10 protein-coding genes and 1 pseudogene are annotated in these 15,178 nt (G+C 69.8%); 2 read left to right on the forward strand and 9 right to left on the reverse strand.

What is annotated here, in order from left to right:
- Positions 1-38: 38 nt before the first annotated feature.
- On the forward strand, positions 39-1,829 hold the full coding sequence (locus ACGFZQ_RS11095) for a bifunctional sugar phosphate isomerase/epimerase/4-hydroxyphenylpyruvate dioxygenase family protein (RefSeq protein ID WP_393840082.1): 1,791 nt from the start codon (positions 39-41) through the stop codon (positions 1,827-1,829).
- A gap of 208 nt (positions 1,830-2,037) precedes the next feature.
- Positions 2,038-3,909: an ArnT family glycosyltransferase gene (locus tag ACGFZQ_RS11100; protein WP_393840083.1), complete on the forward strand. Its 1,872-nt coding sequence runs from the start codon at positions 2,038-2,040 to the stop codon at positions 3,907-3,909.
- 13 nt (positions 3,910-3,922) lie between these two features.
- On the opposite strand, the gene ACGFZQ_RS11105 is transcribed toward ACGFZQ_RS11100, so the two are convergent.
- The 9 genes and pseudogenes from ACGFZQ_RS11105 to gnd all read right to left on the reverse strand — a co-directional run bounded on the left by ACGFZQ_RS11105 (position 3,923) and on the right by gnd (position 15,177).
- Positions 3,923-6,778, reverse strand: a complete 2,856-nt coding sequence (locus ACGFZQ_RS11105) for a glycoside hydrolase family 2 TIM barrel-domain containing protein (RefSeq protein WP_393840084.1) — start codon at positions 6,776-6,778, stop codon at positions 3,923-3,925.
- A 25-nt stretch (positions 6,779-6,803) separates the two neighbouring features.
- Complete coding sequence (locus ACGFZQ_RS11110; RefSeq protein ID WP_393840085.1) at positions 6,804-7,670, reverse strand: carbohydrate ABC transporter permease; 867 nt, start codon at positions 7,668-7,670, stop codon at positions 6,804-6,806.
- Between the two features lie 5 nt (positions 7,671-7,675).
- Positions 7,676-8,635 carry a carbohydrate ABC transporter permease gene (locus ACGFZQ_RS11115; RefSeq protein ID WP_393840086.1) on the reverse strand — a complete coding sequence of 320 codons (960 nt, stop codon included), beginning with the start codon at positions 8,633-8,635 and terminating at the stop codon, positions 7,676-7,678.
- 20 nt (positions 8,636-8,655) lie between these two features.
- Positions 8,656-9,921 carry a sugar ABC transporter substrate-binding protein gene (locus ACGFZQ_RS11120; RefSeq protein ID WP_351730657.1) on the reverse strand — a complete coding sequence of 422 codons (1,266 nt, stop codon included), beginning with the start codon at positions 9,919-9,921 and terminating at the stop codon, positions 8,656-8,658.
- Between the two features lie 251 nt (positions 9,922-10,172).
- Positions 10,173-10,601, reverse strand: coding sequence for a ricin-type beta-trefoil lectin domain protein (locus tag ACGFZQ_RS11125; protein WP_393840087.1), 429 nt, complete (start codon positions 10,599-10,601; stop codon positions 10,173-10,175).
- 83 nt (positions 10,602-10,684) lie between these two features.
- Positions 10,685-11,926: pseudogene (locus ACGFZQ_RS11130) on the reverse strand (RNA-guided endonuclease InsQ/TnpB family protein).
- 280 nt (positions 11,927-12,206) lie between these two features.
- Positions 12,207-13,457 (reverse strand): ROK family protein, encoded by a 1,251-nt coding sequence (locus tag ACGFZQ_RS11135; RefSeq protein ID WP_393840088.1) that lies wholly within the window; start codon positions 13,455-13,457, stop codon positions 12,207-12,209.
- Positions 13,458-13,695: 238 nt separating this feature from the next.
- Positions 13,696-14,289, reverse strand: coding sequence for a histidine phosphatase family protein (locus ACGFZQ_RS11140; RefSeq protein WP_393840089.1), 594 nt, complete (start codon positions 14,287-14,289; stop codon positions 13,696-13,698).
- Between the two features lie 6 nt (positions 14,290-14,295).
- Positions 14,296-15,177, reverse strand: a complete 882-nt coding sequence (gene gnd / locus ACGFZQ_RS11145) for a phosphogluconate dehydrogenase (NAD(+)-dependent, decarboxylating) (protein ID WP_393840090.1) — start codon at positions 15,175-15,177, stop codon at positions 14,296-14,298.
- Position 15,178 lies beyond the last annotated feature (1 nt).

A 15,178-nucleotide genomic window follows, 5' to 3' on the forward strand; every position in this document is an offset into this window, starting at 1 on the left:
TGAAGGGGCGCGTTGCAGTGGACGTGAGGAATAAGGGCATGCGTACTTCCATAGCCACCATCTCGCTCAGTGGGTCCCTCACCGAGAAGCTCACCGCGGCCTCCCGGGCCGGGTTCGACGGTGTCGAGATCTTCGAGAACGATCTGCTCGCCAGCCCGCTGTCTCCCCGCGAGATACGGGTCCGGTGTGCCGATCTTGGGCTCACCGTCGACCTCTATCAGCCCATGCGGGACATCGAGGCCGTCCCCGATGACGAGTTCGCGCGCAACCTCCGCCGCGCCCGGCACAAGTTCGAGCTGATGGGGGAGTTGGGGGCCGACACCGTCCTCGTCTGTTCCTCCGTCTCCCCGCTCGCTCTCGACGACGACGATCTCGCGGCCGAACAGCTCTCCCAACTGGCAACGCTCGCCCAGGAGTCCGGCATCCGCGTCGCCTACGAGGCACTCGCCTGGGGCCGGCACGTCAGTACGTACGACCACGCCTGGCGGATCGTGGAGGCGGCCGACCACCCCGCCCTCGGGACCTGTCTCGACAGCTTTCACATCCTCTCCCGGGGCTCCGATCCCAAGGGCATCGAGGCCGTCCCCGGCGAGAAGATCTTCTTTCTCCAGCTGGCCGACGCCCCGCTGCTCGCCATGGACGTGCTCCAGTGGAGCCGTCACCATCGGTGCTTCCCGGGGCAGGGCGGCTTCGATGTCGCCGGGCTGGTGCGGCACGTGCTGCGTACGGGATACGACGGGCCGCTCTCCCTCGAAGTCTTCAACGACGTCTTCCGGCAGGCCGAGGCCGGGCCGACCGCCGTCGACGCGCACCGTTCGCTGCTGGTGCTCCAAGAGGCCGTGGGCATAGGGGAGTTGCCTGCGCCGGTCGTGCCGACGGGAGTCGCCTTCGCCGAGCTCGTCACCCCGGACGCCGAACCCGTCTCCGCGCTGCTCGGCGCCCTCGGCTTCGCCCGGACCGCCCGGCACCGCAGCAAGCCGGTTGACCTGTGGGAGCGCGGCGAGGCCCGGATCCTGGTCAACACCGGTCCCGCCGCCCGCCGCGAAGGCACCCAGCTCGCCGCGGTCGGCCTGGAGTCACCCGACCCCTGGGCCGCCGCCCGCCGCGCCGAGGCCCTGCTCGCCCCCGTACTGCCCCGCCGTCGCGCCCCCGAGGACGCCCCGCTCGACGCGGTCGCCGCCCCCGACGGCACCGAACTGTTCTTCTGCGCCACCGGCCGTGGCCCCGAACTCCCCGACTGGCGAGCCGACTTCATCGGCATGTCGCACACCCCGGCGCCCGTCCCGGCACGCATCGACCACCTCGCGCTCACCCAGCCCTGGCACCAGTACGACGAGGCGGCCCTCTTCCACCGCAGCGTCCTCGGCCTGCACGCCCAGGAGAGCGTCGACGTCGCCGACCCCTACGGGCTGCTGCGCTCCCGCGCCGTCACCAACGCCGACGGCAGCGTCCGGATCGCCCTCGGCGTCGGCGCGGCCCCGGCCGACGACACCCTGCACGCCCAGCACATCGCCCTGGCCACCGACGACGTCGTCGCCGCGGCCCGCGTCTTCCGCGCCGCAGGCGGCAGCCCGCTGCCCATTCCCGCCAACTACTACGACGACCTGGCCGCCCGGTTCGAGTTCGCCGACGGCGAGCTGGAGACGTACCGATCCCTCGGCATCCTCTACGACCGGGACGCCGGCGGTGTCTTCCGGCACTGCTACACCCGCACCGTCGGACGGGTGTTCTTCGAACTGGTCGAGCGCGATCCCGGCTATCGCGGATACGGCGCCCAGAACGCGCCGGTGCGCCTCGCGGCCCAGCACGCCGGGCGGCCGGCCCGCTGAGCCGCCAGGTGAGCCTGCGGTGAGAGGCCGGTGAGACACGCCCCGGATTCAGGCTGGTCACAGGCGCTGCGGCGGATACTCACGAAGATCCTGAATGTTCTCACCGTTCCGGATGTGACCTTCGTCGATTTCCACCCGTCCTAGAGGCCGTAGCAATCCAGGACGTACCGGAAGTCCTGGAACCCGGGAGTCCTGGAGGCCGCCTCCGATGCCGAGCCCTGCCGTCACCGCGCCGCTCGTCCGTGTCCAGGGTCCGCCACCTCCGCCGACCCCGGCGCGGACCCGCACCGAGCGCTACGAGCGCCCGTTGCTCGGCGCCGTCACCGCCGTCGCCGCGCTCCTCTACTTCTGGGGCATCTGGCACAGCGCGTACCACGCCTTCTACGCGAGCGCGGTCCGCAGCATGACCGACAACCCGGTCGCCTTCTTCTACGGCTCCTTCGACCCGGCGGCCTCGATCACCCTGGACAAACTGCCCGGCTTCCTGTGGCCGCAGGCCCTGTCGGCGCTGGCCTTCGGCTTCCACCCCTGGGCCCTGGTGATCCCGCAGGGCCTGGAGGGCGTGGCCGCCGTGCTGCTGCTGCACGTGGTGGTACGGCGCTGGGCGGGGGTGGGGGCGGGGTTGCTGGCCGCCGCGTTCCTCACGCTCACCCCGGTGACCGTGGGCCTGGCCCGGTCCGTCACCGAGGACGCGCCGTTCGTGCTGTTGCTGCTGCTCGCCGCCGAGGCCGCCCAACGGGCCACCGCCCGCGCCCGGATGCGCACCCTCGTCCTGGCGGGCGTCTGGGTCGGGGTGGCCTTCCAGTGCAAGATGCTGGAGGCCTGGGCGGTGCTGCCCGCGCTGGCCGTGCCCTATCTGGTGGCCGCGCCGACGTCCCTGCGCCGCCGGATCCGCGACGTGGCCGTGGCGGGCGCGGTCATGCTGACGGTGTCCCTGTCCTGGATGCTGGTCGCCACGCTCACCTCGGCGTCGGGCCGCCCGTACCTGGACGGTACGACCGACAACTCGCCGTTCGGGCTGGTCGTCGGCTACAACTTCCTCACCCGTTTCCGCGCACTGGGCGTCGACGCCGCCGGCACCGGCAGCATCGTCGCCGACCGGGCGCACAGCAGGCTGTCGCCGGGCATGGGGGACAGCGTCTGGAAGATGTTCAGCCCCGGCATCGCCACCCAGACCGGCTGGCTGTATCCGCTCGCCGCGCTCGGCCTGGTGGCCGGAGGGCTGGCGCTGTGGCGCCGCCGCGTCCCGCGTACCGACCCCGTCCTGGCCGGACACCTGATGTGGGGGGTGTGGCTGGTGACCTTCTTCCTGGTCTTCAGCTTCGGCAGCGTGACCGGGCACACCTACTACATGGGCGTGGTGGCGGTGGCCCTGGCGGCGCTGGCCGGGGCGGGCGTGACACAGCTACGGCGGCGCGGCGTGCTCGGCGCGGTGCTCGCCGTCAACGTCGCCTGGTGCGCGGCCCTCGCCCTGACCTACCCGCACTTCTTCGCCTGGTCGGTCGCCGTCGCCGTAGGACTGTCCCTGCCGGCCCTGGCCCTGCTCGTCGCCGACCGGCCGCGCCGGCACCGGACCGGACTCGCCGTCGCCCTCATCGCCGTCCTCGTCATCCCCACGGTGTGGTCCGCGTCCGCGCTGTCCCTGCGGTACAACCAGCCTGGCGGATTCGGCCGGGTCGGCCCGGCCAGCGTCCGCGTCCACAACGCCACCTCGGCCCTGACCCCGGCCCAGCGGCGGGTCCTCGCCTACCTCACCGCGCACCGCGACGGCGCCCGCTATCTGGCCGCCGTACCCCGCTGGCAGGCGGCGGCGCCGTACATCCTCGCGGCCAACGCCCCGGTCCTGCCGGTGGGCGGCTTCACCGCCCATGTGCCCTTCCCCGCCGCCACGGCCTTCCACCAGCTGATCGACACCGGCAGGCTCCGGTACGTCCTCCTGGGCCGTGCCGACCTCACCCACCGTGCCCGGGGCGCCAGGACCCCGGGCCGCGCCCTGATGCGCTGGGTCATCGGCCACTGCTCGCCGGTTCGGGTCTCGGCCTACACGGTGTACCGCTGCGGGCCGGGACACGGCGGGTGACCGGGCCGAAGGGTCAGCCGATGTCCGAGAACACGAAGGAGAACTCGGCCGGTCCGGCGTGGAGTTGGTACGGCGGCAGGACACCCGGGCCGCAGGACTGCGAGCCGATGCCGTGCTGGCCGTGGTCCAAGTTGACCCACACGGTGGGACCCGGGGTGAGGTCGGTGCGGTGGGCGGCCGCGTCCAGCTGCTCGGTGGTCCAGCGTCGGGCGGTGAACCAGAACTCCGGGTCTCCCTCGATCCGCAGGCCGCCGATCTCCGCCCAACGGACGTCCGCGCGGGCGCCGTTCTCCTGCGGGCGGACGTACGGGGTCTGGAGGTCGTCGACCGTCGACTCCCAACGGCTGATCAGGGCGGCCGACCTGGTGTCCGGGTAGGCCTCCTCGGGGCCGCCGCCGAACCACCGCACGCGCTCGGCCGCCGGGAGTCCGAAGCGGATGCCGAGCCGGGGCAGCGGCACCGTCCAGTCGCCGTCGGGGGACACCGAGACGGTGAGCTTGAGGCGGTCGCCGTCCGAGGTCCAGCGGTAGACCGTGACCAGGCCGAACTCCCAGGCCGCCGGGGCCACTCGGGTGCGTACGGTCAGCGCGTCGCCGTCCGCCTCCACCGCGTCCAGGCGGTGCCGCATGCGGTGCAGACCGAACTTGCGCCACAGCTGGCCGTAGCGGATGTCGCTCTGCCAGGCCGCGCCGTCGTCGTTGTCGGTCGTCGCCCGCCAGACGTCCAGGCGCAGTCCGGTCACGTCCACCGGGCCGATGCCGAGCAGCGCGCCGCTGCGGGCGTCGAAGGTGGCGGGGCCGAGGGCGATCCGGCCCTCGCCGGGCACCGGCCCGACGGTTGCGGCGAGTGACGGCAACTGCCGTGCTGTGACCGGGATGTGGCCCCAGGCCACGACATGGCCCTGCGACCCCCAGGCGGTGTCGGCCGCGAGCAGCGCCCGTACCGTCCACCGGGTCTCGCCGCCGCCCGTGACGGCGGGCGGTTCCGGCAGCTTCACGTCCGCCGACTCACCGGGCGCCAGTGCGGGTACGGCCAGGCCGCCCGACTCGACGGTCTCGCCGTCGACCTCGTACGACCAGGTGAAGGCCAGCGCGGACAGGTCGGCGAAGTCCTGCTTGTTGGTGATCCGGACGGCGGTGCCGTCGCCCTCGAACCGGACCGGTTCGATCACCTTCTTGTACTCGACCAGACCGGGGGAGGGCCGCCGGTCTGGGAAGACCAGTCCGTCGCAGACGAAGTTCCCGTCGTGCAGCTCCTCGCCGAAGTCGCCGCCGTAGGCGTAGCCGTAGCGGTCGTCCTTGATGCCGTGGTCGATCCACTCCCAGATGAAGCCGCCCTGGATCCGGTCGTACGACTCGAAGATCCGCTGGTAGTCGGCCAGGCCACCGGGGCCGTTGCCCATGGCGTGCCCGTACTCGCAGAGGATGAAGGGGAGCCGGCGGCGCCCGTGGGTGCCGCCGTCCAGGCCGCGGCCGATCCGCTCGACCTCGGCGTGGTCGGCGTACATCCGCGAATAGACGTCCGTGTCACGGCAGTTGATGTCACCCTCGTAGTGCACGAGCCGTGACCGGTCCCGGCCGTGGATCCATTCGGCCATCGCGGTCAGGCCCCGGCCGGTGCCGGCCTCGTTGCCGAGCGACCAGATCACCACCGACGGGTGGTTCTTGTCGCGCTCGACCATCCGGGCCGCCCGGTCGAGCAGGGCCGGGGTCCAGCGGTCGTCGTCGACCGGGTTGTCCCGCCAGGCCTGTTCGGTGAAGCCGTGGGTCTCCAGGTCGCACTCGTCGATCACCCACAGGCCGTACTCGTCGCACAGGTCCAGGAAGTCCGGGTGCGGCGGGTAGTGGGAGGTGCGGACCGCGTTGATGTTGTGCCGCTTCATCAGCAGCACGTCCGCCCGCATGGTCTCCAGGTCGAGGGCGCGGCCCCGCTCCGGGTGCCACTCGTGCCGGTTGACGCCCTTGAAGAGGACGGGCGTGCCGTTGACCTTGATCAGCCCGTCGGCGAGCGCCACCGTCCGGAAGCCGATCCGCAACGGCACCCGCTCGCCCTCGGTGGCCAGTACCCCGTCGTACAGCTTCGGGGTCTCCGCCGTCCACGCCTCGACCGGGACCGTCACCGGCTCGCCGGTCGAGACATCGATGTCCAGGGCGGGCACGGACACCCGCCCGTCGACATCGGAGTCGATGCGCAGGGTGCCCTCGCCCGTGCGGTGGTCGTAGGAGGCGTGGACGAAGAAGTCCAGGACGCTGCCCGCCGGGCGGTGCAGCAGGGTCACGTCACGGAAGATGCCGGGCAGCCACCACTGGTCCTGGTCCTCCAGATAGGAACCGGCCGACCACTGGTGGACACGGACGGCGAGCACGTTGCCGGCCGGCCTCAGCAGGTGGCCGACCGCGAACTCGTGCGGCAGCCGGGAGCCCTTGAACTCGCCGATGTCCGTGCCGTTCAGCCAGACCCGGGCGCAGGACTCGACCCCGTCGAAGCGGAGCACCGCCCCGCCGTCGGTCAGGTCCCACTCCCCGGGAAGGTCGAAGACGCGGAGATGGTCGCCGGTGGGGTTCTCGGTCGGGACCCTCGGCGGGTCGACCGGGAACGGGTAGAGGTGGTTCGTGTAGATCGGTGCGCCATGGCCCTGGAGCACCCAGTGGCCCGGGACCGAGACCTCCGCCCAGCCGCCGGCGTCGTACCCGGGCTCGGCGAACGAGTCGTCCTCGGCGTCGGCCGTGGCCGACAGCCGGAAGCGCCAACTGCCGTTCAGTGAGAGCGACTCGGCGTCCGAGTGCGGGTACCGGGCGCGGGGCGGCAGGGCGCCCGAGCCCGGGGAGACGTCCTCGACGTAGTCGGTGGCGGAGGTACGGAAAGACATCGGTCTCCAGGTCTTCGGAAGGGTGTCAGCCCTTGATACCGGTCTGCGCGATCCCCTGCACCAGCCAGCGCTGGAGGAAGAGGAAGACGAACACCAGGGGCAGGATGGAGATGGCGGTGGCCATGAAGATCAGATGGAAGTTCACCGTCTGGTTGGTCATGAAGGAGGAGAGTGCGATCTGCACGGTCCAGGAGCTCGGGTCCTGGCCGATGACCAGCGGCCACAGGAAGGAGTTCCAGGCGCTGATGAAGGTGATCGTGGCGATCGCCGCGAAGAAGTTCAGCGAGTTGGGTACGACGATCCGCCAGTACGCGCCCCAGTAGCCGAGCCCGTCCACGCGTGCCGCCTCCTCCAGCTCCTTCGGGAATCCGAGGAAGTACTGCCGGAAAAGGAAGCAGGTGAAACCACTGAAGAGGCCCGGGATGATGAGACCGCGGTAGGTGTCCACCCAGCCGAGTGACGAGACGAGCACGAAGCTGGGCACGAAGGTGACGGCCGTGGGGACCATCAGGGTCGCCAGGACCGCGTAGAAGACCTTGTTGGCGTGCCTGTACGGGATGCGGGCCAGGCCGTAGCCGGCCAGGGAGCACACCAGGAGCGTGCCGGCCGTGGTCAGGACGGCGACGACCAGCGAGTTCACCATGGAGCGGCCGAAGTCGACCGTGGGGTCGTCGAACAGCTCGGAGATGTTGCCCCACTGGAAGGAGGGCAGCACCTTCCAGTTCTCGCCCGTGATCTCCAGATCCGTGGAGAGGGCGTTGCGGACGATCAGGTAGAAGGGGATCAGAAAGAGCAGGGCGGCGATACCGACGGCGACGTACAGCCCCGTGTTGCCGAGGACGCCCCCGCCCTTCCTGTGTCGCTTGCCGACCTGAGACGTGGTGGTGGTCATGTGGACTAGTCCCCCCTTCCGAAGCCCATGAACTTGCCCTGGAGCAGGGTGACGAGGCAGATGAGCAGCGACAGGATGACCGCGCCGGCGCTGCCCGCGCCGTAGTCCTGGCTGGTGCCGAGGGCCGTCTTGTAGAGCTCCATGAGCGGCGTCTGCGCCCAGGTCGCCTTCTGCCCGACGATGTTGAAGAACTCGTCGAAGGCCTGGTAGGCGGCGATGAGCAGCAGCAGGATCACCGCGGTCGAGGTGGCACGCAGTTGCGGCAGTGTGATGTGCCGGAAGGTCTGCCAGCCCGGCCTGGCGCCGTCGATGGCGGCGGCCTCGTACAGCTCGGCCGGGATGTTCTGGAGCGCAGCCAGGAACAGGATCATGTAGAAGCCCGACTGGATCCACAGCCGCAGGGTCACGATGACCAGCCAGTACCAGGGCGGGGTGGGGTTGGACATCCATGCGACGGTGTCGGCGCCGAACCAGCCGATGACCGTGTTCGCGAGTCCGAAGCGGACACCGCTGAAGATGGACATCTTCCAGATCAGGGCGGCGGCCACGTACGAGACGGCGGTCGGCAGGAAGAACACCGACCGGAAGAACGCCCTCATGAACCGCAGGCGGTTCACCAGCAGCGCGAGCCCTAGCGACAGCGCCCAGGTGGTCGGCACGATGAACGCGGCGAACACGGTGAACGTCAGCAGCGAGTCGGGGAAGCCGCTGTTGGTCAGGATCTGCTTGTAGTTGTCGAAGCCGATGAAATGGCTCGGTGTGACGGTGTAGCGGGCGTCGAAGAAGCTGAGCCAGATGCTCCAGCCGATCGGCACGATGACGAAGATCGCCAGACCGATGAGGAAGGACCCGGTGAAGAGCCAGAAGTTCACGGTCGGGTTGCCCCGCAGGCCCCGCCGCGGCCGCGCCGAGGTGGCCTTGGCCGGGACGGGCTGGGCGACCCCGCGTGTGGTGGTGGTCGACATGTCGTGGTCTTCCCGGTGGCCTATCCGAACAGCTTCTTGAGCTCGACATTGACCTTTTTGTCGCAGGTGTCGAGCGCCGCCTCGGGGTCGCCGTTCTTGCGGACGGAGGACGCGATCACGTTGGCGAACGCGGTCTGCATCGTCTGGTCGTAGGCGATGTTGTCGAAGTGGCCGTAGTCGGTGAAGAGCTTCACGCCCTCGGCGGCCAGGCCGGACTTGAGCTTGGTGGCCCCGCTGGCGATCGAGGTGCGCGGCGGGATGTGGAAGCCGTACGAGGTGGCCCAGTCCTCCTGGTACTGCTTCTGGTCGATCCACAGCCACTTGACGTACTCCTTGGCCGCGTCGACGTTCTTGCCCTTGGCGTTGACGAAGATCGACCAGCCGCCGTTGTAGACGGACGGCTTGCCGGCGCTGCCGATCTTGGGGAACGGGAAGATGCCGAGGTCGTCGCCGAGGGCCTGCTGCATGGCCGGCATGGACCACATACCGCCCCACTGGATGGCACACAGGCCCTGGTTGAGCGAGGACGGGTCCCAGAAGTCGGTCGGGGCGTCGAGGAGCACGTTGCCGCTGGTGAACAGGGTCCGGAGCTGCTTCAGGCCCCCGACGACGCCGTCCGTGTGGTATGCGATCTCGTTCTTGTCGTTGATGGTGTCGGCGCCGGCGGACCAGATGATGGGGTTCTGGATCGCGCTGAAGTCGTTGCCGAGGAAGACGCCCTTGACCTTGCTGGTGGTGAGCTTGGCGGCCGCCTCGATCAGTTCGTCGAGCGTGGTCGGCACCTCGACCTTGGCCTTCTCCAGCATCGACTTGCGGTAGTAGAAGAACTGCGGGTCGTCGATCATCCGGATCCCGTAGATCTTCCCGTCGACCGTGTGGGAGTTGATGTCGTTCGGGTTGAAGTCGTCCTTGACCGGGTCGATGATGTCGCTCAGGTCCGCCACCTGGCCGCTCTTGACGAGCTGGAGCTGCGGGTGGAACTCGAAGACGTCGGGCGCCTTCTTGGTGAGCAGGGCCGCGAAGAGCGCGGACTCGAAGTTGTTGCCCGTGATCCAGTTGGTGCTCACGCCGGCCTTCTTGTACGCCGCCGCGTAGCGCTTGAGGGCCTGCTCGGTACCCGCTTCGCCGTAGGCGTGGAAGTACTGGGTGAGCTGCGTGCCCGACCCCGACCCTCCGCCCCGCCCGTTGTTGCCGCCGCACGCGGCCAGCGTGCCGGCTGCGGCCATGCCCGCGGCCGCCCGGAAGAGAGACCGGCGGGACCAGTTGTTGTTGCTGAGTGCCGACATGCTGACGTCCTTGTCTGTCGAGTGCGGCTGCGGCTCTACGGCCGTGGGGAACCCCGGAAGCCAGATGGCTGAAATTGCGCTGCGGTGCGGGACGTTAACCTTCGGCTAATGCTTCGGCAAGAGGTTGGACGAAGTCTGCGCGAAACGTTGTACCCGGTTCGGAATCACGAACGGACGCGAATGCGGGGTCAGTTGAGGGCCGCCGGGTCAGGGGGTGGCCGGCGACCCTCGGTTCGTGCGAAGCGGTGCGGCTACTGCCTGGTCCAGGCCTCGTTGGCGCCGCCGTTGCAGCTGTAGAGGATCACCTTGCCGCCGTCGGCGGTGGCCTGCCCGCTCACGTCCAGGCACTTGCCGGACGCCTCGCTGAGGATCTGGCCGTTGGCGTTCAGCAGCCGGCGCCGGCCCGCGTCACCGGTGCGGTCGGCGGTGGTCGTCAGACCTAAACCCGAAGCCGTCAGATAGCCGTTCGCGCCCTTCAGGGTGCCCTGCGCGTCGTACCAGGACTGGCCGTCGGCGCCCGTGCAGGTGGCGAGGGCAGCCCCGGAGGCATCCGCCGTCAGGCACTTGCCGGACTGCATGCCCACCAGTGCGCCGGTCACCGCCGAACTGCCGTGTCTTTCCTGGTCGAAGACGTACGGCGTGATCGAGCGGGCCGCGAAGGTCGCGGAGACTGTCTCCAAACTGTCTGATTGTCGTTCGTCGCCCGCCGCGTAGTCCGGGTCGTATTGAAGTGCTCTCCCTCGTGAACGAGGGAGATTCCTGCCTACCTTGCGGTGGCGGGCTTGACGCCACGGGGACGCCTGACGACTGCCCTCCCGGCAGCCGGGATGAGCGCGTGGCCCATCTGGTACAGGTGCAAGATGTTCCGGCCCGCGTTGTGATCGGCGTTGCCGGACCATCCGCAGTCGGGGTTCTTGCATACGAACGTGGCTTGGTCCTCCCGGCTTCCGGGTGTGGTGAAGCCACGTGCAGAGCAGCGCCGAGAGGTGTCAGGGGCGGGAACCTTGTGCAGAGTGCCGCCGTGGCGGGCGGTCTTGTATGTCAGCAGCGTCACGGTGCGGCTCCATGCTTCTTGGCTGATGGAGCGGTTCAGGCCGGACTTCTGGGCGACGTTCCGGCCGGGTTCGGCGGTGGTGCCCCTGGCGGACTTGACCATGTTCTTGATGCTGAGCTGTTCGACCACAACCGTGCCGTACTGCCTGGCGATGCTGGTGGTGGTCTTGTGCTGCCAGTCAACGGCGAGGCGCGTGGCTTTTGCGCGGAGCTGCTTGATCTGGTCGTAGGTGTTCCGCAAACGGTGGGAGGTCTTCTCCCCCGCGCTTGCGGTACTGCTTGAGCTGGGCGGCACGTCGTTCCAAGCCCAGAAGCCTGGCCTTCTCCTGCGGGTTCAGCCACTTGTCGCGGTCGGCCGTGCCGTCGGGGAGACGTGGCGGGCGGCCGTGGTCCTGGTGGTTGCCGTCCGACAGGGCCAGGGGCAGGTTCACTCCGGCATCGATGCCGACCTGCGGGCCGGTGTGCGGCTCCGGCCTGGCTTGGAGTGTCTGGACGCGGAAGGCGATGTGCCAGCCGAGAGCATCCTTGACCAGCCGGGCCCCGGTGATCCGGTTCTCGGTGTCGGCCCGCTTGCCGACCGGGAGATCTTTGGTCCAGCGGAAGCGGACGCGGCCGACCCTGGGGATGTTGACCAAGCCCCAACGTCGGTGTACACGGGTGATGTTCAGGTCCCGACCCTGCGGGATGTCCACCGACATCACGTGCGCAGGCGGGGCTTGAAGTTCGGTGCGTCGGCGCGCCTGTCCCAGCAGTTCTTCCACGCCTGGAAGTACGTCTTCAGCACCGCCTGCGCAGCCTGGGCGGGGAGCATGCCGAACCAGTCGATGTCCTTGCGGGCCTGGCGGATCGCCGCGTCGGCCGCGGCCAGGGAACGCTTCTCCTTCGGGAGCATCGTCCACCAGTCGTGCAGGCAGTTCCACAGGGTGCGGGCCGCGTGCGCCTGGTCGTCCATGAGCCGGATCTGCGCTGGCGTCGGCGCCAGCCGGGCACGGTGCCCGAACTGTCGCATCTCCTGCACACGTTCCGTACTCACGCGATTACCGTACCATTGGGTCCATGTCGCGATGATGGAACCCAAATCCCGATGTGCGCACCGGACGTTCGTTGTTGTGCGGTGTCGGGTTGCGAGATCCACTGCGGGAGCTCGGAGATGAATTGCCTGGTCTTGCTGGACTCGTCGGCGATGATCGAGGTCTTCTCGTGTGAGGGCCTGTTGCGGCGTCCTTCCGTCGTCATAGGGGTGGTGCGGTACTGCGGCTCCTTGCGGTGGTGACGGTGCGTTTCGCGGTCCGCTGTCCCACCGACTCCAGGGCGCCCTCCAGCGCGAACGTGGCCGCGCCGAGACACACCGGGTCGGTGGGGACGGGGGAGAGGACGATCTCGGTGGTGGCGAACGGCCGCCTCAGCGCGTGCCGCCGGACGGCCTCGCGCACCTCGTCGAGCAGCGGTGTGCCCAGCTTCTTGGCGACCCAGCTGCTCAGCACGACCACCTCGGGGTTGAACAGGTTCACCAGGTCCGAGACGCCCGCGCCCAGGTAACGGGCCGTGTCTCGGACGACCTTGACGGCCACCGGATCGCCCGCGGCGACCCCGCGGGCCAGGGCGTCGACGGTCGCCGTCTGGTCCTCGGGATGCAACAGCGTGCTGCGCGGGCTGAGTTCGCGCAGATTGAGCATGATGCCGGGCGCGCCGACGTACGTCTCGACACAGCCGTGGTTGCCGCAGTGGCACAGCCGCCCGTCCAGCACGAGCGTCGTGTGCCCCCACTCCCCGGCACTGTTGCTCACCCCCCGGTACAGCCCACCGGCCAGGACCAGTCCGGCGCCCACCCCGGTCCCGAGGTTCACCACCACGGCGTCCTCGTGCCCGCGCGCGGCCCCGAACCACAGCTCGGCCACCGCGCTCGCCCGCAGCGGGTTGTCCAGGTACAGCGGGTAGGCGATGTGCTCGGACAGCAGATCCAGCAACGGCACCTCGTGCCAGTCCCAGTTGGGCGCGTACTCGGCGATCCCGCTGCCCCGGTCGACCTGGCCCGGCACGCTCACCCCGACGCCCAGCACCCGCGCGCCCTCCACCCCGGCCTGGGCGACCACCGAGCCGACGGCGGTGGCGACATGGCCGACCACCTGCTCGGGCCGGTGCTCGCCCGGGCGCATGTCCTCCACGGCGCGGGCCAGCACGTTCAGGCCCAGGTCGAACAGCTCGACCCGGACGTAGGTCTCCGCGATGTCGACGCCGATCAGCGCGCCGCCGGCCGCGTTGACGGCCATCAGACCCCGGGGGCGGCCCCCCGCGGAGTCCTCGAAACCGACCTCGGTGATCATCCGCAGGTCGAGCAGCTCGCCGACGAGCGTGGCGACGGTGGCGACGCTCAGTCCGGTGGCGGCGGCCAGCGTCTGCCGGGAGGTGGGGGACTGGGCGATGATCTGGCGCAGTACCTCGTAGCGGTTCGCGGTGCGGATGTCACGCGATGTGCGCTTCACGCGGCTGCCCCTCCCATCCCGTCACGACCGGGCCCGGTCGGACGACGGCACCGGCGCGGCGCAAGGCTATGGGCTTCGCCGGACTTTCGACAAGGGGTTAGGAAAGGGGCCGTAGAAACTCGCGACGTCCTGGCCCCGAGGTCGGCCCGAACCGCGGGCACCGCCCGGCGTGGTCGGGGGTGGTCCAACACGTCGAAACGGCCCGCCAGTTGCTACTGACGGGCCGTCACGAGATCGCTCACGGCGTCTTGTTCCACTCGGCGATCACAGGCCACCCGTGCTCCATGGACAACCGGCTGACCGTCCCGGTCGCCAGCTGGAACAGCCGGCCCTCGGCGGGCGGCAGCCCCAGGCGGCGGGCGGTGAGCACCCGCAGGAAGTGGGCGTGGGCCACGAGGACCACATCGCCGTCGTCGCCCGCGAGGGCCTTGTCCACCGTGGCGAGCACCCGGTCGGCCCGGGCCCCGATCTCCTCGGGCGACTCGCCGGGGTGGCCCGCCGGACCCGGGGGCACGCCGTCGGTCCACAGGTACCAGTCGGGGCGGGAGCGGTGGATCTCCACCGTGGTGATGCCCTCGTAGCCGCCGTAGTCCCATTCGTGCAGGTCGGGGTCGGGTATGACCCCGGTGAGGCCGGCCAGCTCGGCCGTGCGTGTCGCGCGGCTCAGCGGGCTGGCCAGTACCAGTGCGTAGGTCCGGCCGGTGAGCAGCAGGGCGAGGGACTTGGCCTGTTCCTCGCCGTGCTGGGTGAGGGGCAGGTCGGTCCAGCTGGTGTGCTGGCCCGACAGGCTCCACTCCGTCTCACCGTGGCGGACCAGAAGGAGGTCCCCCACCGTCGGTCAGTCCTTCGCGGACTCGACCGCGTGGCCGCCGAACTGGTTGCGCAGGGCCGCGATCATCTTCATCTGCGGGGAGTCGTCCTGTCGGGACGCGAACCGGGCGAACAGGGAGGCGGTGATCGCCGGGAGCGGCACCGCGTTGTCGATGGCCGCCTCGACGGTCCAGCGGCCCTCGCCGGAGTCCTGCGCGAAGCCCTTCAGCTTGTCCAGGTGCTCGTCGTCGTCCAGGGCGTTGACCGCGAGGTCGAGCAGCCAGGAGCGGATGACGGTGCCGTCCTGCCAGGAGCGGAAGACCTCGCGGACGTTGTCCACCGACTTGACCTTCTCAAGGAGCTCCCAGCCCTCCGCATACGCCTGCATCATGGCGTACTCGATGCCGTTGTGGACCATCTTGGAGAAGTGCCCGGCGCCGACCCGGCCCGCGTGGACGTAGCCGTACGGGCCCTCCGGCTTGAGCGCCTCGAAGATCGGCTGGAGCCGTGCGACGTGCTCCTTGTCGCCGCCGACCATCAGGGCGTACCCGTTCTGCAGGCCCCACACGCCGCCGGAGACACCGGCGTCGACGAAGCCGATGCCCTTGATGCCCAGCTCGGCGGCGTGCTTCTCGTCGTCCGTCCAGCGGGAGTTGCCGCCGTCGACCACCGTGTCGCCCTCGGAGAGCAGGTCCTTCAGCTCGTCGACGACACCCTGGGTGGCGGTGCCGGCCGGGACCATCACCCAGATCGTGCGCGGGGCGTCGAGCTTGTCGACCAGCTCCGCGAGGCTCTTGACGTCGGAGACGTCCGGGTTGCGGTCGTAGCCGATGACGGTGTGGCCCGCGCGGCGGATCCGCTCGCGCATGTTGCCACCCATCTTGCCGAGGCCGATGAGTCCGAGCTGCATG

Origin of the sequence: Streptomyces sp. NPDC048254, assembly GCF_043201895.1 — a bacterium.
Classification (GTDB): Bacteria; Actinomycetota; Actinomycetes; order Streptomycetales; family Streptomycetaceae; genus Streptomyces.

What these genes read in the sequence shown, in the direction of transcription:
- gnd (WP_393840090.1), bottom strand. Translation starts at nt 15,177, where the DNA reads ATGCAGCTCGGACTCATCGGCCTCGGCAAGATGGGTGGCAACATGCGC.
- ACGFZQ_RS11100 (WP_393840083.1), top strand. Translation starts at nt 2,038, where the DNA reads ATGCCGAGCCCTGCCGTCACCGCGCCGCTCGTCCGTGTCCAGGGTCCG.
- ACGFZQ_RS11095 (WP_393840082.1), top strand. Translation starts at nt 39, where the DNA reads ATGCGTACTTCCATAGCCACCATCTCGCTCAGTGGGTCCCTCACCGAG.
- ACGFZQ_RS11105 (WP_393840084.1), bottom strand. Translation starts at nt 6,778, where the DNA reads ATGTCTTTCCGTACCTCCGCCACCGACTACGTCGAGGACGTCTCCCCG.
- ACGFZQ_RS11110 (WP_393840085.1), bottom strand. Translation starts at nt 7,670, where the DNA reads ATGACCACCACCACGTCTCAGGTCGGCAAGCGACACAGGAAGGGCGGG.
- ACGFZQ_RS11115 (WP_393840086.1), bottom strand. Translation starts at nt 8,635, where the DNA reads ATGTCGACCACCACCACACGCGGGGTCGCCCAGCCCGTCCCGGCCAAG.
- ACGFZQ_RS11120 (WP_351730657.1), bottom strand. Translation starts at nt 9,921, where the DNA reads ATGTCGGCACTCAGCAACAACAACTGGTCCCGCCGGTCTCTCTTCCGG.